Source organism: Pseudoalteromonas sp. S8-8 (genome assembly GCF_000497875.1).
GTDB lineage: Bacteria > Pseudomonadota > Gammaproteobacteria > Enterobacterales > Alteromonadaceae > Pseudoalteromonas > Pseudoalteromonas arctica.
Genome location: NZ_AUTR01000023.1, coordinates 23,551 through 44,903 on the forward strand (window position 1 = coordinate 23,551; position 21,353 = coordinate 44,903).

General features: G+C 39.6%; 15 protein-coding genes and 1 tRNA gene. 4 read left to right on the plus strand and 12 right to left on the minus strand.

Translation table 11 applies throughout. From position 1 onward, the window contains the following. Positions 1-273 precede the first annotated feature (273 nt). Positions 274-2,751 (plus strand): PilZ domain-containing protein, encoded by a 2,478-nt coding sequence (locus tag L659_RS0106870; protein WP_024590040.1) that lies wholly within the window; start codon positions 274-276, stop codon positions 2,749-2,751. A 20-nt stretch (positions 2,752-2,771) separates the two neighbouring features. On the opposite strand, the gene serB is transcribed toward L659_RS0106870, so the two are convergent. Beyond that, a complete protein-coding gene (gene serB / locus L659_RS0106875) occupies positions 2,772-3,800 on the minus strand; it encodes a phosphoserine phosphatase SerB (RefSeq protein ID WP_024590041.1) in 1,029 nt (342 codons plus the stop codon). Between the two features lie 152 nt (positions 3,801-3,952). On the opposite strand from serB, the gene L659_RS0106880 reads away from it, so the two are divergent. After that, positions 3,953-4,573, plus strand: coding sequence for an AhpA/YtjB family protein (locus tag L659_RS0106880; RefSeq protein ID WP_007581635.1), 621 nt, complete (start codon positions 3,953-3,955; stop codon positions 4,571-4,573). Here the strand turns inward: L659_RS0106880 and L659_RS0106885 are convergent. The 4 genes from L659_RS0106885 to prfC all read right to left on the minus strand — a co-directional run bounded on the left by L659_RS0106885 (position 4,540) and on the right by prfC (position 9,893). Then, positions 4,540-5,307, minus strand: coding sequence for a TatD family hydrolase (locus L659_RS0106885; protein WP_024590042.1), 768 nt, complete (start codon positions 5,305-5,307; stop codon positions 4,540-4,542). The two genes, L659_RS0106880 and L659_RS0106885, sit on opposite strands and share 34 nt — an antisense overlap. A 21-nt stretch (positions 5,308-5,328) precedes the next feature. Further along, positions 5,329-5,967, minus strand: coding sequence for a pyridoxamine 5'-phosphate oxidase (gene pdxH, locus L659_RS0106890; RefSeq protein WP_024590043.1), 639 nt, complete (start codon positions 5,965-5,967; stop codon positions 5,329-5,331). Positions 5,968-6,501: 534 nt separating this feature from the next. Beyond that, positions 6,502-8,244, minus strand: coding sequence for an arginine--tRNA ligase (gene argS / locus L659_RS0106895; RefSeq protein ID WP_007581630.1), 1,743 nt, complete (start codon positions 8,242-8,244; stop codon positions 6,502-6,504). 59 nt (positions 8,245-8,303) lie between these two features. Further along, entirely contained in the window at positions 8,304-9,893 is a 1,590-nt protein-coding gene (gene prfC / locus L659_RS0106900; RefSeq protein WP_007581628.1) for a peptide chain release factor 3, read from the minus strand. Positions 9,894-10,744: 851 nt separating this feature from the next. Between prfC and L659_RS0106905 the strand changes: the two genes are divergently transcribed. Beyond that, a complete protein-coding gene (locus L659_RS0106905) occupies positions 10,745-13,411 on the plus strand; it encodes an ATP-binding protein (RefSeq protein WP_024590044.1) in 2,667 nt (888 codons plus the stop codon). 75 nt (positions 13,412-13,486) lie between these two features. On the opposite strand, the gene rimI is transcribed toward L659_RS0106905, so the two are convergent. The 5 genes from rimI to guaB all read right to left on the minus strand — a co-directional run bounded on the left by rimI (position 13,487) and on the right by guaB (position 17,730). Further along, on the minus strand, positions 13,487-13,954 hold the full coding sequence (gene rimI / locus L659_RS0106910; RefSeq protein ID WP_007581622.1) for a ribosomal protein S18-alanine N-acetyltransferase: 468 nt from the start codon (positions 13,952-13,954) through the stop codon (positions 13,487-13,489). Continuing rightward, positions 13,941-14,246, minus strand: a complete 306-nt coding sequence (locus L659_RS0106915) for a hypothetical protein (RefSeq protein WP_024590045.1) — start codon at positions 14,244-14,246, stop codon at positions 13,941-13,943. Before L659_RS0106915 ends, rimI begins: the two co-directional genes overlap by 14 nt. A gap of 64 nt (positions 14,247-14,310) precedes the next feature. Beyond that, positions 14,311-14,387 (minus strand) — tRNA-Trp (locus L659_RS0106920). Between the two features lie 155 nt (positions 14,388-14,542). Beyond that, complete coding sequence (gene guaA / locus L659_RS0106925) at positions 14,543-16,120, minus strand: glutamine-hydrolyzing GMP synthase (RefSeq protein ID WP_024590046.1); 1,578 nt, start codon at positions 16,118-16,120, stop codon at positions 14,543-14,545. 140 nt (positions 16,121-16,260) lie between these two features. Next, positions 16,261-17,730, minus strand: a complete 1,470-nt coding sequence (gene guaB, locus L659_RS0106930) for an IMP dehydrogenase (protein WP_002958783.1) — start codon at positions 17,728-17,730, stop codon at positions 16,261-16,263. A 401-nt stretch (positions 17,731-18,131) separates the two neighbouring features. Here guaB and xseA point away from each other — a divergent pair, with 401 nt between their 5' ends. Next, on the plus strand, positions 18,132-19,472 hold the full coding sequence (gene xseA, locus L659_RS0106935) for an exodeoxyribonuclease VII large subunit (protein WP_024590047.1): 1,341 nt from the start codon (positions 18,132-18,134) through the stop codon (positions 19,470-19,472). Positions 19,473-19,484: 12 nt separating this feature from the next. Here xseA and L659_RS0106940 read toward each other — a convergent pair whose 3' ends face one another. Further along, complete coding sequence (locus tag L659_RS0106940) at positions 19,485-20,165, minus strand: hypothetical protein (protein ID WP_024590048.1); 681 nt, start codon at positions 20,163-20,165, stop codon at positions 19,485-19,487. Positions 20,166-20,201: 36 nt separating this feature from the next. Further along, entirely contained in the window at positions 20,202-21,020 is an 819-nt protein-coding gene (cysE, locus tag L659_RS0106945; RefSeq protein WP_007581613.1) for a serine O-acetyltransferase, read from the minus strand. Between the last annotated feature and the right edge of the window lie 333 nt (positions 21,021-21,353).

The following is a 21,353-nucleotide window of genomic DNA, read 5'->3' on the forward strand; positions in this document are numbered from 1 at the left end:
TCTTGCCTGCGTAAAAATCTAGCGTCACAATCATTAAATACACATGGTGTTTCTTTTTAGCTATAATTTAGGGCATACTTTTTGCTTTGAAATAGTTTAAAGTAACTTGCCAACAAAATGGCATATAACACATAATAACAAGAGCTAAACAGTAGTAACTAAAATAATTGTACCTATATTAATAACATAGCGCGATTTAACGTTTATTGAACTTCTAATAAATGGACTTAACAGTATACCTACTTTTTCAATTAGACGGTGATGGTTTTATAAATGGCTGATGACATAATGCTCAAACACGAAGACCTCGTGAATGAGTTAAAAACATATTTAGGCAATGCTAAATTTGACCTAATTTTCAAATCAAAAACCGCTGGGTTAACCAAACCTGAGCAATTTTTGATGAAAATGGAAATGTCACGCTTATCTCAGCCAGTGGCACGCTTTGTTGATCTTCGTGGATTAGTGACGGGCCAAGTAAAACCGTATGAGCATAACGGCAAACAGCACTTTATGGATGACACAGCCATTGAAGTGTTTGAAAAAGCACTTAAACAGCATGGTGAATATACCCTAGCCGTTTACGAAGCCGTAATGAATACAGAAAATAACCACCGCGTATTACAAAAACAAGCCGCCGAAAAATCAGAACTACAAGAATCAGAAAGTAACTTAAGCACTGAAGTAATTAAGTTTGCCTCTTACGAGAGCCGCCGTGAAGAACGGATGAATTACTCAATAAAAGTAACTATTGATTACAAAGATAAAAAGAACATTGCTGCTAGCACCTCAGATATATCTTTAAGCGGTTGTAAAGTTAAGCTTGCAACGCGCTACTCTATAAAAAAAGGTGAACTAATAGCAATGCGCTTGGTAGGCCTTGAACAAGACTTTGAACTTGGCCTAAAGAACGGTATTCAATACGAGGTTGTTGCCGTTGAAAATATCTCTCGTGAATACAACCACATTCGCTTAAAACGCACTTATATCGAAAATAACGATGCCTTTAATGACTTTTTAGAAAGCTTTATTCACGGTAATAAACGTCGTTATAAAGTAAATTTAGATAACACGCTCGATGCTGTAGTATCAAAGGGGTATGAGCAATACTACATCCCTCGTGTAACGTCTTTATATGTATTTTTAAGCAAAAAAGATGAACAGTATTACCCAAGCCTTAGCCTTACTACTGAAAATAATATTTTTATCCAGCGCTATTTTACCAATGAAAGAAAAACACCGTGTTTGTACAATATACTCAATCATCAGCGCATTACACAATTACTAACCCAAATTACCGCGGTCAAAGAAGATTACCTCTATACATTTACACATATATCATCGGGTAAAATTTACTATTACTCCGCGACACGAACTGAGCTAAATAATAACCCTAAATTACGTGATCTATTTTTAGGTTTTGGTAGCCAAAAAGAAAGTTGGCAGTGCTTTAAAATACAAATAATGCCAAGTCATCCAGATGATTCTTTTATACCGCTTTCATTACCTAATAGTGCTGGCGCTAATATTGAAAAACTCAACAAGCCGCCTTCCCCTCGAGTTAAAGGCCTTATAAAAGACGTTAAATATATTGTTGTACTTACAAGTATTGGCAATAAAACAGAGCAAGCAGATTATAAACAACTTACTTTTGATAAAGCGTTAGTAAATCAGCTTAAGCATTTTGGCCACGCCAAACATAAAACGCCACCTTATTTAGATATTGTGCCACTTGAATACGTAAATTTACGCTCGCATAAGCGCTACCTTTATAAAACACCAGTTAGTGTCACTATTAATGATGAAGTATTTAACGGTTATACACGTGACTTTTCTGTAATGGGTTTGCAGTTAGAGTGCGAGCAACCAGTCACATTTAAAAAAGGCGATATAGTACTTTTAACATTTCCTGAGCTTCAAAAAATAACTAAAAAGCATAAACTTAGCGAACTAAAGTACGAAATAATGGCCATTAGTAAGTCATTCACTACTATTAACCTAAAAGCGAATCGTGTTGCTGATTTACCCCATGCTGGCGTGACTTTTTTCACTCAGCTAATAGAAGGTAATAAAGACAAACTTAAAGTATCTGAAGAAGCGCCAAAAGTAGAAGGCTTATCTACTGCACTTAGAAATATGGTTACAAAAAGTGTATGCCAATTTCCGCTGTATTTACACAAAGAAGCTGCACACTTTAAAACAGGTGCAATTGGTTATGGCTTATACGCCAGTCCTATGCATGTTATTTTGCAAAACTTTGGCTTATTAGGTAACAAAACTGACTTTTCGAGTATTCTTACCGAAGAGCAAATTATTAATGTAATAACGCCTAATATTAAAGATCGCAGTCGCCAAGATGCACCGCTTGCTTTTACACTCGCTATTAATTTCGACCCTCGTAAGGGCAAAATTGAAGAGGCTATTGTTAGCCAATGCGCTTTAGGTGAAGACTACTCCAGCTTTTATAAACAAATTAGTAAAGACATTACATCACAACTTATATTTGTGATGCGTTTGTATATTTCGCGCACAGGTCGCCCCGATACTGACTACCTATCAAACGAGCTAAAATACGTAAGCCAATACGCTATGCATAAAGCAAAAGATTTAGAGGAAGCTTTATGGGCTGTTGCGGGTGTGGGGGACGTAGTAGATATAACTGAAGAAGCTCTAAGCCATTTAGAGCTTAAAAAAGAGCAAGTTGAACAAATGGGCCGCCGTAAACTAATTTGGTTAAACCGCTTACGCTAAGCGGTTTAACTTAAACAACTTTAAAGAGCGGGCTCTTTATCTAACGGAATGGCCAACATATACAACAATTGTAATAATGACCCTTCACAAATAGCCGCTTGTGCTTGCTCAACTACTTTAGGTTTGCCATGCACTGCTACACCTAGGCCAGCTTTTCCCATCATGACTAAATCGTTTGCGCCATCGCCAATAGCAACTGTTTGCGACTTCTCAAGCCCTAGTTTATGTTGTAACGACTCTAGAATAATTGCTTTTTGTTGTGCATCTACAATTGTACCCAGTACTTTACCTGTTAGTTTATCGTCTTTAAACTCGAGTACATTAGCGTGCACTTCATCTAAATTAATAAGCTCTTGAACGCGCTCTGCAAACGGTACAAAACCACCTGATGCAATTGCTAAATACCAGTCATGCTGTTTTAGAATTTGACACAGCACTTTAATACCCGGCATGAGTGGCAATGCACTTTTTAGTTCTTCAATTAAGCTTTTTTCAATACCAGCCAGTTTAGCTACGCGCTGATTTAAACTCTCGCTAAAATCAAGTTTACCCGCCATTGCAAGTGCGGTTACAGAGGCTACTTCGTCGTAAACATCCGCAAGGCGTGCTATTTCGTCTATGCACTCAATAGTTATTGCAGTTGAATCCATATCCATAACCAATAAACCAGGCTCATATAAATTAGGCGCAGTAGCAACTTGCACTAATTGACAATCTAGGGTGTTTGAAAACTCTTGTAGCACTAACGGGTTTATAGCTTGATCGGAGTTTTGCACGTAAAAACACAGTGCTGGAGCTAACCCTAAATCTGGTTGATATTGACATATAGCACTGACTGTTTGGTTATGCGTAGCTAAAAAATCAATAATGCTAACAATGTGTTTTTCTTCAAAATCACCCGCAAATGCGATGCTAAATAACCCTAATGCTTTGTTTGGTATATAATTGAGAGGTGTAAATACACCACCACTATAGCTAAACCATTTATTTAGAGTTAAGTGTTGTAATGGTTGCTCAGCAGCTTGCTGTGCCATGTTGATTTGCGACATGGGATCTCCGTGTTTATTTTTATTTTCCTGATAATTGGCATATCATAACTGGTATTCTCAACACTAAATTCGCCATCAGGTGGGGTTTAAGGTTATAGTTAGTGTAGTTGTAACATCAAATCAAAATGCTGTCAGTAGCATAAACGGTGACTATGAAAAATAACCATATTAAAAACCCTATTACTGCTTCTCAAAGAAAACGACTTGTTCGCTTAATACTAGCGGCTGGTTGTTTTGTATTACTAAGCTGGGTAGGTGTTAATAGTAGTTTTCAGAGTCATCAGTTACTTTATGATAGTGCCGATAGCACGGCAAAAAGCCTCACTCAGTTTATGGCTTTAAATGTTAAAACACCGCTTATTGAAAAAAACAAACCACAGCTCAACGCCATTTGTAACGATATAAGTAAAGATGAATTTGTACTTTCTGCGACTATTTATGATCAACAAGGCATTTTAATTGCTAGCAGTGACAATTGGCAGTCACACCATATTTATGGACAACTTCCTGACTCTACACCGGGTATTAGTAAGCTAAAAACACCTTTTATGGAACCCGTGATAAGCGATGATGACCGCCCTATAGGCTTTGTGTCTGTTACTTATTTAACTCGCGCCGCAATATCCGACAGCCACAACCATTTTCACGATTTAGGTCGGCAGGTACTATTAATGCTAGTGATTGCGTGTATTTTTACGTGGCAATTAGGCCGAGGATTAAAACGCTGGCAGGTAAATCGCTATATGCAAAAAACATCTGAACAAGAATCGTAAAGCTTCTTTGCAAGCGTCCCTCTTTCACTATGTGGCTTTAAATCACATAACGCGTTAAATACATCAGGTATATGCAGTGGCGTGTTAACTTCACCTTGATGACCGCTTAACGGCATTGAAGGTGAGTCGGTTTCAAGCACTAAGTGCTCAGGCTCAATAGCAGCAATAACAGCGCGTGTTTTAACTGCGCGATCATAGGTAATAATGCCGCCTACGCCAAGCTTAAAACCCTGCTTAATATAGTACTGCGCTTGTTGAAGTGAGCCCGAAAAGGCATGAATCACTCCCCCGTTTTTTGGCTTACACCGCTTAAACGATTGCGCAATTAAATCATGGCTTTGCCTATGATGCACAATAAGCGGTAAGTTAAGCTCATTAGAAAGCCCTATTTGCTGCTCAAATAAATAAGTTTGTTTAGGAAGGTTTTCAATACTTCGATCAAGCCCGCACTCCCCAATAGCTACCAACTGATGCTTATTTGCAGTCGCGAATTCAAATAACGCTTCTATGTGCGATTCGTTATGTTGCTCTAAAAAGTAAGGATGTAGCCCTGCGGCTATTTTTATACTTAGGTAAGTTGCTTTGAGTTTTATGAGAGTATGCGATTGAGCAAGCGTAATCCCCGGCACAACAAACTGATTAACTCCCTTTGCTACACACTCGTTTATGAGCGATTCACGATTCGAATCAAACTCGCTAAAGTCGAGGTGGCAATGAGAGTCAATAAATTGCACGGTTACTTACTCATCTATTTATTAAGGGTTTAAGCGTGTAATTTGCCAGCTATTATCTGCTTGGCGCTGATATATAAAGCGATCATGCAAACGATGCGCCCCACCTTGCCAAAACTCAATTTTAGTGGGCACTACACAATATCCGCCCCAAAAATCAGGAAGTGGTATTTCACCTTTAGCAAACTTATTTTTCATGTTGGCGAAGGTTTCCATGAGTACTTTACGTGATGACACCGGACGACTTTGCGCTGACGCCCACGCTGCTAATTGACTTTCTTTAGGACGAGATAAAAAATACTTTGCCACAGCAGAGGTAGGCAATGGTTTAGCCTCGCCATATACAATAACTTGGCGTTCCATGTGGTGCCACGGAAAGTGCAGCGATATTTTGTTATTACCTTTAAGCTCTTGCGCTTTACGCGAACCTGTATTGGTAAAAAAGACAAAACCGTTATCATCCAGATGCTTTAAAAGCACAATGCGCTGTGAAGGTTGAGCGGTTTCATCAACAGTTGCTACAACCATCGCAGTTGGATCGGGTAACTGGCTTGCCACTGCATGCTCAAGCCATGTTTCAAACTGCTTGAATGGATCATCTTGCAAGTTATCTTCGCTTAACGCGTCTTGCAGGTATTCACGGCGGATATCTTCGAGTTTCATAACAAATCCTTTAAATAAAGCCTTAGAAAAGAGCTTAGAGTAGCGAGCTTAAAACAATAGATGTTGAGTAATAACAAATATTAAGATTCAGGTGCATTCGATAGCAATAACACCGAGTCTCGAGTGTATTCGATAGCAGTAAACATAGAGTCTCAGGTGTATCGATAGCAATAAACACAGAGCCTCAGGTGCATTCGATAGTAATAAACATAGAGTCTCAGGCGTATCGTTGGGTTTCGTTTCACTCAACCCAACCTACAACGTAAACTACACAACTCAGATATCTGCAAGTGTAGAAGTGCTGACAAGACGGAGTGCTTTTTTATGCCAAGGAGCATACATTTAGTATGTGACTTAGGCTAAAAAAGCACGACAACGCAGTCAAAGCGAACTACACGCAGCATACGGTTTACCTAAGTAGTTTAGCCTAAGACAAGGCGTCCAATCCGGCTTATCCCTATGAGCATACGGTTTGTATGTGATTAGGGTAAGTCGGATTGGATAACGCAGTATTAGGTTAAAATACGACGGTGATTACATTTGCTCCATAACTTCAATGCCTAGCAAATCTAATCCCGTTTCTAATGTTTTAGAAACCAAATTACACAGCACTAAGCGGCTATCGCGCACGCTTGGCTCTACGCCCTCTTTAAGTACTGGGCAGGCTTCGTAAAATGTCATGTATAAGCTTGCTAGCTCATATAAGTAACCACATAGTACGTGCGGTGTTGCTTCGCTGATCATTAAATCAAGTACTTCTTCAAGCTGTAGTAGCTTAAGTGCTAGTGCTTTTTCTTGAGGCTCAATAATTGCAACATCTGAATTTAATGTAGCTGCATCAACGCCTGACTTACGGAAAATACTGCGTATACGTGTATAAGCATATTGTAAGTAAGGGGCGGTTGCGCCTTCAAAGCTTAGCATGCTGTCCCAGTTAAAAATATAATCGCTGGTACGGTGCTTAGAAAGGTCGGCGTATTTAACTGCGCCAATACCTACTTTACGTGCAATCTCGCTGCGATCGCTATCACTTAAATCCGATTCACGTTCAGCTAGTTTTGCAGCTGCACGGTTAATTGATTCTTCTAATAAGTCAGCAAGTTTTACTGTGCCGCCAGTACGTGTTTTAAATGGTTTGTTATCGGCGCCCATCATGGTGCCAAACGGGCAAAACTCGTAACTTGTTTCGTCTCGTAATAAACCTGCTTTACGCGCTGTAAGCTCTACTTGATTAAAGTGTAGGTTTTGACGTGCATCTACAAAAATTAAGATACGATCAGCACCTAATTTATTTGAACGGTAATCACATGCTGCTAAATCTGTTGTTGCATATAAAAAGCCACCGCCAGATTTTTGTACGATAAACGCTGAAGGCTCGCCATCTTTATTAGCTAGCTCATCTAAAAATACAACTTGTGCACCTTGCGACTCTACGGCAATGTTTTTATCTTTAAGTAGGCTAATAATATCGTTGAGCTCTGCGTTGTATGCGCTTTCAGCCATAATATCGGCTTGAGTAAGCGTTACATTTAAACGTTTGTATACTTCTTCAGAGTGCTTAACTGAGGTGGCTATAAATAGTTTCCAAAGTTTTTCACAGTGTGCGTCGCCGCCTTGTAATTTAACAACGTAATTACGTGCTTTATCTGCAAAGCCTTCTTCATCGTCAAAGCGCTTTTTAGCATCGCGATAAAAGGTTTCTAAATCAGCAAGCGCTACAGAATCTAAATCTACACCTTGGCTAATTTGATCTTCTAAATGCGCGATTAACATACCAAATTGCGTGCCCCAATCACCCATGTGATTTTGACGTACAACCGTATCACCTCTAAATTCAAGCGCACGCACAATTGAGTCACCAATAATGGTTGAACGTAAATGGCCTACGTGCATTTCTTTAGCAAGGTTTGGTGATGAATAGTCAACAACCACTTTTTGCGGGTTAGCATGCTCGTTTACAGCAAGCTTTGCATCACTGTTAGCGGCTTGTACGCTTTGCGCTAAAAACTCAGGCTTTAAATGAATATTAATAAAACCTGGGCCAGCAATTTCAGTCTTTTGAGCAATATCGCTTACATCAAGATTATCTATAATTTTTTGCGCAAGCTCACGTGGGTTGCTTTTCATTTTTTTAGCCGCGCCCATTGCTGCATTAATTTGGTAATCACCAAATTGTGGACGTGTGCTTTGTGTTACTGCTGGGTTTGTATCTTCAGGTAAGCCTGCGCCCGCCATAGCGGCAATGGCTTTTTCGATTAAAATAGTACGAATATTCATATTTTTTACCTTTGTAAGCCCGCCAAAGCAGGCTTTCAGTTAACTGTAGTCAGTCGATTCTAGTTTTCGCGAGTGTGGTTAAATGTCACTTCTGGGTAACGCTCTACGGATAAATTAAGATTTACACGGCTCGGCGCAATGTAAGTTAAGTTATCACCACCATCGAGTGCTAAATTACTTTCGCACTTGCGCTTAAAGTCTTCAAACTTTTTCACATCGTCACTGCTTACCCAACGCGCTGTATTTACGTTTACACCTTCGTAAATAGCATCTACGTTATATTCGGCTTTTAAGCGCGCTACAACTACATCAAACTGAAGTACACCTACCGCGCCCACAATTAAATCGTTGTTTATAAGCGGTCTAAATACTTGCACAGCACCTTCTTCAGAAAGCTGTACTAAGCCTTTTAATAATTGCTTTTGCTTAAGTGGATCGCGAAGACGAATACGGCGGAATAATTCAGGCGCAAAGTTAGGGATACCGCTAAATTTAAGTTTTTCGCCTTGTGTGAACGTATCACCAATTTGAATGGTACCGTGGTTATGCAAACCAATAATATCGCCCGCGTAAGCGTCAGCTGCGCGCTCACGATCGCCCGCCATAAAGGTTACCGCATCAGAAATGCTCACTTGCTTGCCAATTCGCACGTGATTCATTTTCATGCCTTGGCTGTACTTACCCGATACAATACGCATAAATGCAATACGGTCACGGTGCTTAGGGTCCATGTTGGCCTGAATTTTAAATACAAAACCAGTAAAGTTTTCTTCAGTTGCGACAATAAGTCTGTCTTCGGTTTCACGAGGCAGTGGCGTTGGTGCCCATTTAGTTAAACCATCTAAAACGTGGTCAACACCAAAGTTACCAAGTGCGGTACCGTAATAAACTGGCGAAAGCTCACCTGCTAAAAACAGATCTAAATCAAATTCGTTTGATGCGCCAATAACAAGCTCAAGCTCATCGCGTAATTGCGCAGCTAAATCTTCACCAATGGCAATATCAAGTTCTGGGTTATCAAGACCTTTAATGGTACGAACTTCTTGAATTTTATGACCCTGACCTGTTTTGTATAAAACAGCTTCGTCATTATGAATGTGATAAACACCTTTGAACTCTTTACCACAGCCAATTGGCCAAGTAATGGGTGCACAGGCAATATTTAGCTCTGTTTCAACTTCGTCAAGCACTTCCATTGGGTCGCGAATTTCACGGTCACATTTATTCATAAACGTAACAATTGGCGTTGTACGCAGGCGTGTAACTTCCATTAGCTTACGGGTACGATCTTCTACACCCTTTGCCGCATCAATAACCATTAAACACGAATCTACCGCAGTTAATGTGCGGTAAGTATCTTCCGAGAAGTCTTCGTGTCCTGGCGTATCAAGTAAATTAACAAGTGCGTTGTTATATGGAAACTGCATTACAGAGGTAGTAACAGATATACCACGCTCTTTTTCCATTTCCATCCAGTCAGACTTTGCATGTTGGTTAGAACCACGGCCTTTTACGGTACCGGCTCGTTGAATCGCTTGTCCGAATAACAATACTTTTTCGGTAATGGTTGTTTTACCAGCATCTGGGTGAGAGATGATAGCAAAGGTTCGTCGTTTATTAATTTCGCTAAGGAGATTTTGATCTGCCATTAAAAAAGTTCTTTTAGTTTGTATACGGATATTATCCACTTTAAGTATGCTGAGCTTTCAAGGCTTAAATAATACCAATTGCATTAAATTAGCGTTCTATTATAGCGATAATAAAATAGCGCAATAACAAGGCGAAATTATCACATAGAGTTATTCTCTATGAATAATTTTTAACGTAGTTAGTGAGTTATTTAATACGCTAGAACGATCTTGTTTTAATAAAATTGGTATAGAGCAACCTCGAAAGCTCAACACACCATCAGAAAAGCCCTAAATTGGCCCTTCACATGCGATCCGTTATGTTAATCGTAATTGAAGACTATTTTCGCTGATCTTGGCCTTATAAACAATCAATGGTTGGTTATTAGCTGATCTTTTTTATTAATATGGATTTTGGGAAGCCTAACTGCAAATGAGGTACAAAAAATCAGTAATAAGCCAAATAAATAGGATCAGCACACAATACACCAAGCCTCTGCACACCATTAGAATTTTTAAGCCTTGCTTGAGAAGATAACCTAGTGGCCCGGCTAACAGCCCTGCGTTAACCCACTGGTATTTATAACTGAGAGTAAATTAGAATATTCAATTTTAAGTGATAGCATTTATCTTTAAAAAAATGACTTTAAAAGATGTAAATTTATGTAAACTTTTTTGAACAATAAAATAACGGTTATAAGCATGTAACTTATTAAATTAAAATAACTTAATAAAATAAAAAAACACCAATACAGAGCTAAATACCATGCAACTACTGATTGTAATTTAGCCACCAAGACCGCCACAAGCTTGTGTAATAAAGTCGTAACGCATATTATTGATAGATTGCATGGAGGATAAGTCGTTTGGTCATGAAAACCAGTAAGTTAAGTATTAGATTATTATGGTATATAACACCCCTTGTTATTCTACCGCTGCTATTTTTAGGTGGCTTTACGCTCACCAATGTAACTAATTCAACACAAAAACAAGCTGATTTAATAATGAGCCGTTTTGTTGAGCAACAACAGCAAAAAATATTTAATTATATCGACTCTTTTCACTCTACTGCAAAACTACTTTCAACCTCGCCAGTACTTAGTGATTTTTTAGCAAACGACATTCGTGCCAACGGTAATTACACCCGAAAACTTGGCGCGCTTATGGATGTATTTGCCAGTTACAGTGAGGCTTATCCCGATATAATTAGCATTAATTTAGTTTCAGCCAGTGGGAAAAGCGATGCCTACTACTCTAACAACCTAACAACAGCGCCTAAAAGCTACCCGTTTTTTAATCAAGTATTGCAAAGTAATTTAAGTAAACAGCAATTTATGATTCAAAAGGATGATGGCACCACTAGTTTGTATTTTATTCAACGAATTTATAGTGTTGATTACTATTTAAAACGACCACAGCAGCTTGGTTTCATTGTAATACATATAGAACCTTCAATACTAAACTCTAGTATTTTAGAAGCGCCATATAACAACACGCTTAATTTAATGTTGACTAAAGACGGGAAAATTTTATTTAGCTCCGATTACAATATGCGTGGCCAATACATAAGCGAGTACGAACTTAATCAAGTGCACGACCTCGCTGATATCGGCATGCTTTCAACTATTGAACTCTCAAGCATAGACAAAATAGAGCGAATGATTTTTGCAGTGCAAATGCCCGGCGGATATTATTACGTATCGACCATTCCCAAAGGGGTGCTTTATCAATCAGGTAAAGCCATAAGTTTAATAACAGGCTTAATTGTTATTATTTCGGTGATCACCCTGCCAATATTAATTTTTATAGTGGTACGTAATTTATTACTTAACCCAATTGAATTACTAGGTGCTGCAAGCCACCGTGTTGGTGATGGCGATTTGTCGGTGCACTTACCAGCTCATACAAATGATGAAGTAGGTGTTTTATTTAACGACTTTAACCACATGGTTAATCAAATAAGGCACTACCAACAACAGCTTGAAGAATACAAACACCACCTTGAAGATAAAGTGGAAAGTCGTACCCAAGCACTTGAAGCTATGAACAGCCAACTTGAGTTAGCTATTGGCCAAGCTGAGCAAGCTAATCAACTTAAGAGTCGTTTTTTAGCTAACATGAGTCACGAAATACGCACGCCGCTCACGGCCATTATGGGTTTTACAGAGCAGTTACTACACAACGATAAAGTAGCGAATGACAAACAACACCTAAGCACTATTTTACGTAATTCAAAACACTTACTAGAGTTAATAAATAACATACTCGATTTATCTAAAATTGAAGCTGAAAAGCTGGCTGTTGATTTGTCAGCGTTAAACGTAGTGCAGCTTGTGCACGACATTGAATCAATTATTCAACCACTGGCACAAGAAAAACAATTAACCCTTAATATCGACTATCAACTGCCGCTACCCCGCACCATTTATAGTGATGTGACCCGCTTAAAACAAATACTTATAAACATTGCTAATAACGCCGTTAAATTTACCGAAAATGGTAGCGTGTCTATTTGTGTGCATTATTTACAAGCAAGTCAAAAGCTAGAGTTTGTAATTAAAGATACTGGTATTGGTATGTCTGAGCATCAAATAGAACGTGTATTTAAGCCGTTTGAACAAGCCGATGCCACAACTACACGTCGTTTTGGTGGTACAGGTCTTGGGTTGTGTATTTCTAAAAACTTAGCACTGTTACTTGGTGGCGATGTAAACCTTGAAAGTGAAGTGGGTGTAGGTAGCCGAGTTACAATTAGGGTGGCATGTCAGCTATCTGATGATCAACCCATGCTTGAGTTTTTAACGCAAGAAAGCCAGTTAATACCAGAGAAAGACCCTCTCTTATCGTTTGCAACCAATAGCTTCGACGCCAATATATTAGTGGCTGAGGATAACCCAGATAACCAACTATTAATTAAATTATTACTGCAAACCTGGGGCCTTGAACCCGATATTGCCAGTAATGGCGCACAAGCTGTAGAAATGGCGCTCGTAAACGACTACCAACTTATTATTATGGATATGCAAATGCCTGTAATGGGCGGATTAGAAGCGACTAAAATGCTTCGTCATGCAGCGTATGATGGCCCTATTATTGCCCTTACTGCCAATGTAATGAACCATGATATAGGCACTTATCTAGAAGCTGGATGCGACAAAGCACTGGCTAAACCCATTGATAAAGATGCTCTGGAAAACGTACTCGTAAGCTACCTGCATCTTGAAAAAGATAATCAAAATAAATGGGATAGCCTATTAAAGAGCGAAAAGTTTCAGCAAATTGCCGATAATTACTTAGCTAACTTACCTACATATTTAGAAGAAGTTAAAGCTTTGCAGCATTGTGATGATTGGGAAGCATTAAGAGGTATAGCGCACAGTGTTAAAGGTAGTTCTGGATGCTTTAACTTTGATGAAATTTACCATAGCGCTGCGGCACTTGAAGAGAACTTAAAAAGTAACAATAAAGTACCAAGAGACGAGCTGGTAAATGATTTAATAGCAGCCATTGAGCAAGCAATTAGCGACAAAGTAACCTAAAAAGCAAAGTTACAAAACGGTACAAATGCAGTACTTTAGCGGCTCTATATTTTAAATGGTAATTACCGACTTTAATTATGAAAAGTTTAAACCTAGCGCCATACCCATTAAAATAGCGTCTTCAAAGCCATTTTTAGCAGGGTTATCACTTGGGTAGTAGTTTTTACGCACTGACATCTCAGCAAAGCCTGCGCGCTCGTACAGCGCAATAGCACGCGTATTTGATTCGCGAACTTCTAAAAAGAGGTTTTCAGCATTTTGCTGCTCACCATATTCAATAAACTGCGCTAACAACTGCCTTGCAATACCCTTACCCTGGTGACTTGGTGTTACACAAATATCCATAAGTGTAAAATCAGGCCCTGCTTTTTCACCAATATAAAAACCAATCATGCTTGCCTCATCAAATGCGGCAACATTAAAATAGCGCCCGCCTATACATGAACCCATTGTATTTAAAGTCCACGGATGGCTATGACACGCTGTTTCGATGGCCATTAATTGAGGTATTGCAGTTTCATCTACTGATTTAAAGTTTATCAAGGTATTCACTCATTAAAGCCCATAAAGCACGCTTCTCAGAGGCGTTGAGCTGTGGGGTTGGCAATGTAAGCTTATTGTCGTTTAATTGCATCTCACTGCCCTGTACAACGCTATTTATAATAATAGGTTCTGCACTGAGTTTAATGTCTGCAAGTAGTTGCTCATTTAGCGTTAAAGAACTAGCTATCGTGCTTTGCGATAAAGTATTAGCTTGCTCATTTGCTTGAGGACAATAATGTTGATTGAGTTCAAGATTTTCTATATCAAAAATAGCTGCGTAACGTGGATGCATAACAACTCAGTAGATTAGACATTTGAACAATATAAGAAGTAATAAAAACGATGTAAAGAAGAAATGGCAGGGGCGGAGAGATTCGAACTCCCAACCATCGGTTTTGGAGACCGCTGTTCTACCAATTGGAACTACGCCCCTGCAATGACGACGAATTATAGAGAAGTTTCGCCAAAGGTAAAGAGAAAAATCACTCTTTTAGTTTAACTGCTTTTTAAATAAACAAAACGGCGAATTAGCATGCTAATTCACCGTTTTTTAATCACTTAAACTTAGTTAATTAAAACTAAAATTAATTATTCCCATTCGATAGTTGCAGGTGGTTTACCTGAAATATCGTAAACAACACGAGAAATACCATCTATTTCATTAATGATACGGTTTGATACCACACCTAAAAACTCATAAGGTAAATGTGACCAGCGCGCTGTCATAAAGTCGATTGTTTCCACACAACGAAGTGATACAACCCAATCGTACTTGCGTGCATCGCCCATAACCCCTACCGATTTAACTGGTAAGAATACAGTAAACGCTTGGCTTACTTTATGGTAAAGCTCAGCTTTGTGAAGCTCTTCGATGAAAATCGCATCAGCGCGACGTAATAAATCACAGTATTCTTTTTTGATTTCGCCAAGTACACGCACACCTAAACCTGGTCCAGGGAAAGGGTGACGGTAAAGCATGTCGTACGGTAAACCAAGCTCTAGGCCAATTTTACGTACTTCATCTTTGAATAATTCACGTAATGGCTCAACTAGGCCCATTTTCATGTCATCTGGTAATCCGCCCACATTGTGGTGAGATTTAATAACATGCGCTTTACCAGTTGCAGATGCCGCTGATTCAATTACATCAGGATAAATTGTACCTTGCGCTAACCATTTTGCATTTTTAAGCTTTTTGGCTTGCTCATCAAATACATTAATAAACGTATGACCAATGGCTTTACGTTTATCTTCTGGGTCTGACTTACCCGCTAGATCATTTAAAAACTGCTCTTCAGCTTCAACTTTAACAATGTTTAAGCCAAATTTATTACCAAACATGTCCATTACTTGTTGGCCTTCGTTTAAACGAAGTAAACCATTATCAACAAATACACATGTTAGTCTTTCGCCAATTGCACGGTGAATAAGCATAGCCACAACCGATGAATCAACACCACCAGAGAGGCCTAAAATAACTTCGTCATCGCCAACTGTTTCTTTAATACGCTCGATAGCATCATCGATAATTTTTGCAGCAGTCCACAATTTTTCACAGCCACAAATATCAATAGCAAAACGCTCTAATAAGCGCTGACCTTGGTGCGTGTGTGTAACTTCTGGATGAAACTGTACACCGTAAAAACGTTTTTCTTCGTTAGACATTGCAGCATGTGGACAAGTAGATGTTTTAGCTGTTGTTGCAAAACCAGCTGGAATATCCATTACTTTGTCGCCATGGCTCATCCATACGTCGAGTATGCCGTTGCCGCCATCAGTAATATGGTCTTCAATTGCATCAAATAATGCACAGCTGCCTACTTTTTCAACTTGTGCGTAGCCAAACTCTTTTTTATCAGAGCTATGTACACTTCCACCAAGTTGAGCTGCCATTGTTTGCATGCCATAACAAATGCCTAGCACAGGCACGCCTGCATTAAACACATACTCAGGAGCGCGCGGGCTGTTTTCAAGTGTTGTTGATTCTGGACCACCAGAAAGAATAATACCTTGTGGGTTGAACTCGCGGATTTGCTCTTCAGTCACATCCCATGCCCACAGCTCACAGTAAACACCTATTTCGCGTATACGACGGGCGATTAATTGTGTGTATTGTGAACCAAAGTCTAAAATGAGAATTCGTGAATCGTGAATATCTTTGCTCATGGAGTATCTCGTAAAGTCTGATGCTAACTGCCACTTTGAATACCAATTTTATTAAACGTTGATTTAATGCAACCGATATTTATAAAGGGCTAAAAAGAGGGCCTGTAAAACAAGCCCAATAATTTATCTAATTAAGGTGCTTAACCTAAGCGGTAATTTGGTGCTTCTTTAGTGATTTGCACATCATGAACATGCGACTCACCCATACCTGCTGAAGTAACACGTACAAATTGTGGTTTTGTATTTAGCTCTTCAATTGTTGCACAACCCGTTAAGCCCATAGCACTTCGCAGGCCGCCCACTTGCTGATGAATAATCGTTGCAATAGGGCCTTTGTAAGCTACGCGACCTTCAATACCTTCAGGTACTAACTTGTCTGCTTCGTTTGATTTTTGGAAGTAACGATCTGATGAACCTTCTTTTTGATCCATCGCGCCCAATGAGCCCATACCACGGTAAGATTTGTAATAACGACCTTGGTATAATTCAACTTCACCTGGTGCTTCTTCAGTACCAGCAAGAAGTGAACCCACCATTACACACGATGCACCAGCAACAAGTGCTTTAACAATATCACCAGAAAAACGAATGCCACCATCAGCAATAACAGGAATGTCGCGACCTTTTAAGCCTTCAACAGCATCTGAAATAGCGGTAATTTGTGGAACGCCACAACCGGTAACAATACGTGTAGTACAAATAGAACCTGGGCCGATACCTACTTTAACTGCATCCGCTCCCGCATCAGCAAGTGCAATCGCACCTTCAGCTGTTGCTATGTTGCCTGCAATAATTTGTAAGTCTGGGTACTCTTTACGCGTTTTAGTAACACGGTCAATAACACCTTGAGAGTGACCATGCGATGTATCGATAAGTAAAACATCAATACCCGCTTCTACTAATGCAGCAATACGCTCATCAGTACCTGCACCAACACTTACAGCAGCACCTACACGTAAACGACCTTGGTCGTCTTTACATGCGTCAGGTTTGTCTTGGGCTTTTTGGTAATCTTTTACTGTGATCATGCCTTTAAGTTTAAATTCATCATCAACAACAAGGATTTTTTCAATGCGGTGTTCGTGCATTAAGCCTAAAATTTCTTCGCGTGCTGCGCCTTCTTTAACGGTAACAAGCTTTTCTTTTTTAGTCATAACGGTAGAAACAGGCTGTTCAAGCTTAGTTTCAAAACGCATATCACGACTAGTAACAATGCCTACAAGCACATTATTGCTATCGGTAACCGGAAAGCCTGAAAAACCTTTTTCGTGCGAAAGCTCAATTGCATCTGCAATTGTTAAATCGGCAGTAACCGTTACAGGGTATGAAACAATACCTGCTTCGTAGGTTTTAACTTTACGTACGTTTTTCGCTTGTTCTTCAATAGTCATGTTTTTATGAATAAAACCAAGACCACCTTCTTGCGCAAGGGCAATAGCTAAACGAGCTTCTGTAACAGTATCCATAGATGCTGAAATAAGCGGCAAGTTAAGTTTGATACCACGCGTTAAGCGAGTTGAAATATTTGCCGTGTGTGGCAAAACAGTAGAATGACCAGGTACTAAAAGTACGTCATCAAAGGTAAGAGCTTCTTTAGCGATTCTAAGCATTTTGGCAACTTCTCACATGTGGATCTAAGATAAGGAATTGCGGCCAAATTTTAACAGCGTTGTTGGCATGAGTAAATAATATTTCGCAAATATTTATGATAATATAGGGTCTATTGGCCTTTTAAGGTTAAATTTGCAGCAGTTTGTTAGGTATTTAGGCAAGGCAGAGCCTATGTAGTGTGGTTATTCCCCATAAATAGGCGATAACGTAGCATCAATGCCAAACAAGCGCTGCCCAAAGGGTTCAGCCTAGGGGCGATTAACTCTTTGTTACTCGGTTTTTACTTAGCCCACTAGGTTACAAACCTCGCGCCGCGATTAAATCGCCCTTAGTTTGAACAAATTTTAACCTGCAAAGATCAATAGACCCTTGCTTTATAAATAGTTTTAGGTTGTTTTTTATGTTTTCGAAGCCTTCGCAGGCGGTTTACACCGTTTCACGCCTTAATAGAGAAATTCGCACAATCCTTGAGCAAGGTTTTGCATCTTTAGTGCTCACGGGCGAAATTTCTAACTTTATTACCCCTGCATCTGGACATTGGTACTTTTCGTTAAAAGACGATAAAGCACAAATTAAAGCCGCCATGTGGCGAGGCAATAATCGCAACCAAAGCTACCGCCCTGTAAATGGCGCACAAGTTACAGTAAAAGCGCGTGTATCGCTTTATGAACCTCGCGGTGACTACCAGCTTATTGTTGAGCATATGGAACCCGCAGGCGAAGGCCAGCTAAAACAAGAATTTGATGCGCTTAAAATGCGTTTAGCCGCCGAAGGATTATTTAGCTCTGCTCACAAACAGCCATTGCCCCAAAATATTAATCGCATTGGTGTTATTACCTCAGCAACCGGCGCTGCTATAAAAGATATTTTAACGGTACTCAAACGCCGTGCACCGCAGCTAGAAGTCATCATTTACCCTGCTATGGTACAAGGCAAAGAAGCGCACGTGCATTTAATTAACCAAATTGAATTAGCCAACACACGTGATGAAGTAGACGTACTTATTTTAGGGCGAGGCGGCGGATCACTTGAAGATTTATGGTGTTTTAATCACGAACAGCTCGCCCGCGCTATTTTCAAAAGTGAATTACCCATAGTAAGTGCGGTAGGCCACGAAATAGATACCACTATTAGCGATTACGTTGCTGATGTTCGTGCAGCGACCCCATCAGCCGCAGCTGAGCTTGTAAGCCCAAATACGCAAGAGTTACACAACAAAGTAACGCAATTAGTTAATCGTTTATCTAACGCGTTTAAGCACGGCATTGCCGACAAGCGCGCACTAGCAACGCAGTTACAACACCGCCTTAATTTATGTCATCCGCGTAATCAGCTTAATCAAAAATCACAACGTTTGGATGAGCTAAGCATTGCGCTGCAACAGGCGATGCGTAATCGTTTATACCAACAAGAACGCACACTCAATAACTTAACGCCGCGTTTAATGCGCCAATCACCCGATAAAAAACTCGCTACAGCAAGCCATCAACTTTCGCAATTACAAGCTAGGCTAAACCAAGCTATACAACATCAGTTACAGCAAGCGAATAATAGCTTAGCACTGCAAGCAAGCAGGTTAGATTCAGTAAGTCCGCTTAATGTTTTAGCGCGCGGCTATAGCATCACTAAAACACAACAAGGCAAAGTGGTTAAATCTGTGGGGCAAATTAAAACAGGCGATGTTTTGATTACAGAGCTCGTTGATGGCTCTATAGAATCACAGGTTATACCTATTACATAAAGTTGGTATTACTTAAAACTCTGTACTTAGCAACAATTTAAGCTCGCTATCGCTTGATGTGGAGGTAGTGCTTTTAAATTGTTGCCAAAACTCTTGCTTCATCAACTTGTCGTTTAGCTCTCGCCATTGAGAATTATCAAATGTGTCGTTATCAGCGGGTGCGGCTAGTTCAAATTCACATATCGTCGTTTTACATTTTGCACTAACAACATCGGGTATAATCGCTAAATCAGCTGTTAATAAAAAATCTTGTAATGCCATTTCAGTACGATAAGCCCATTCTTCGTCACGCGTTTGCTTTTCAAATTTATCACGTAAGATCTTCTCAAAATCTGAAGGACCTCTCATTTGCTTTAAAATGCTTTTAACTGTCGCTTTCTGTTCGGCGAGTTGCTGCTTAAGCTGAGTTACTTGCTCTTCTAAAGGTAGTTCATCAAGCATTTGGGTTTCTGAATAGGTTGGAGGCGTGTCTTCAGCGGGCTCTATACTAGCATCTTGCTCAGGTACTGCAGAGTCTGCATTACTTAATACTTCATTACTTTGTTGTTCAGTATGAAGCTTTTGCTGTTTTTCATAACTTGGCTGCGACTTAACAGATTCTGGATGACTTGAAGCTGCGTTAAAGTAGCTCCAAGTTAAACCTACACCCGCAATAAACCCAATCCCTAGAGCCAATAAACTATTCTTGTTCATGTTAATTCCTTTTAAGTTTTATTATTTTTTAATTACTTATAGCATTGCACTCGTGTGCGATTCGTTTTCAGGCTCAGGATTTGCTAAAAAGTTTTGGTTCATACTTTGCGCCGGACACTCACAATCCGGTCGACCAATAATTTTAGCGGGTACGCCAACAGCGGTTGTGTGTGGTGGAACATTGCTAAGTACAACTGAGCCCGCACCAATTCGTGCGCCCTCACCTACTTCAATATTACCAAGCACTTTAGCGCCAGCGCCAATTAATACACCCGCTCTAATTTTAGGATGACGATCGCCCTGCTCATTACCTGTACCGCCAAGCGTTACAGATTGCAAAATTGATACATTATCTTCAATTACCGCTGTTTCACCAATAACAATACCGGTTGCGTGGTCAAACATAATGCCTTTACCTACTTTACATGCTGGGTGAATATCAACCCCAAACACTTCAGAGTTACGGCTTTGAATAAAGCGCGCTAACTCTTTGCGGTTTTGTTGCCACAAGCAATTAGCCAAACGGTGTGCCTGAATAGCATGAAAACCTTTTAGATTTAATATAACCGTAAGATAGGTTTCTGATGCAGGGTCGCGGTCTTTTACCGCTTTAATATCCTCAGCAACAAAAGATAGCATACGGTCACATTTTACAAATGCTTGGTCAAACAGCTCTCGGATAGTGAATGCCGATACCACCGCATCAGCCAACTTATTAGCAACAATAAAGCTCAATGCCGAACCTAAACAATCATGATTCAAAATGCATGAATAAACATGACTTGCTAATAATGGTTCACGTGTTACTACATCGTTAGCTTCGTCGCGAAGCTGTTGCCAAATTGCATGACGCATAATACTGCACTGCCTTAAGTTGATATAAAATAGCCTTTTCCCAAGTCTAACGGATTTAAAGCCTAAGGTGTTAATCCCTTAGTTATTTGTTCTGGTTATTAGATATAACTAGGGACGATTAACTCTTTGTTGCTCGGTTTTTACTTAGCCCACTAGGTTACAAACCTCGCGCCGCGATTAAATCGACCCTAGATTGAACAAATTTCAATCCACAGAGTTCAACACGCCCTAGCACCCAGAAATGATATTTCAAATACGTACCCATTTTTTAGATTAAGTTATACGACAGTAGCTAAAATTACCAATACATACTTAAAATATAGTAAATTAATA

Coding starts and splice junctions, on each gene's coding strand:
- L659_RS0106870 (WP_024590040.1), top strand. CDS start 274: ATGGCTGATGACATAATGCTCAAACACGAAGACCTCGTGAATGAGTTA.
- serB (WP_024590041.1), bottom strand. CDS start 3,800: ATGTCGCAAATCAACATGGCACAGCAAGCTGCTGAGCAACCATTACAA.
- L659_RS0106880 (WP_007581635.1), top strand. CDS start 3,953: ATGAAAAATAACCATATTAAAAACCCTATTACTGCTTCTCAAAGAAAA.
- pdxH (WP_024590043.1), bottom strand. CDS start 5,967: ATGAAACTCGAAGATATCCGCCGTGAATACCTGCAAGACGCGTTAAGC.
- argS (WP_007581630.1), bottom strand. CDS start 8,244: ATGAATATTCGTACTATTTTAATCGAAAAAGCCATTGCCGCTATGGCG.
- prfC (WP_007581628.1), bottom strand. CDS start 9,893: ATGGCAGATCAAAATCTCCTTAGCGAAATTAATAAACGACGAACCTTT.
- L659_RS0106905 (WP_024590044.1), top strand. CDS start 10,745: ATGAAAACCAGTAAGTTAAGTATTAGATTATTATGGTATATAACACCC.
- L659_RS0106915 (WP_024590045.1), bottom strand. CDS start 14,246: ATGCATCCACGTTACGCAGCTATTTTTGATATAGAAAATCTTGAACTC.
- guaA (WP_024590046.1), bottom strand. CDS start 16,120: ATGAGCAAAGATATTCACGATTCACGAATTCTCATTTTAGACTTTGGT.
- guaB (WP_002958783.1), bottom strand. CDS start 17,730: ATGCTTAGAATCGCTAAAGAAGCTCTTACCTTTGATGACGTACTTTTA.
- xseA (WP_024590047.1), top strand. CDS start 18,132: ATGTTTTCGAAGCCTTCGCAGGCGGTTTACACCGTTTCACGCCTTAAT.
- L659_RS0106940 (WP_024590048.1), bottom strand. CDS start 20,165: ATGAACAAGAATAGTTTATTGGCTCTAGGGATTGGGTTTATTGCGGGT.
- cysE (WP_007581613.1), bottom strand. CDS start 21,020: ATGCGTCATGCAATTTGGCAACAGCTTCGCGACGAAGCTAACGATGTA.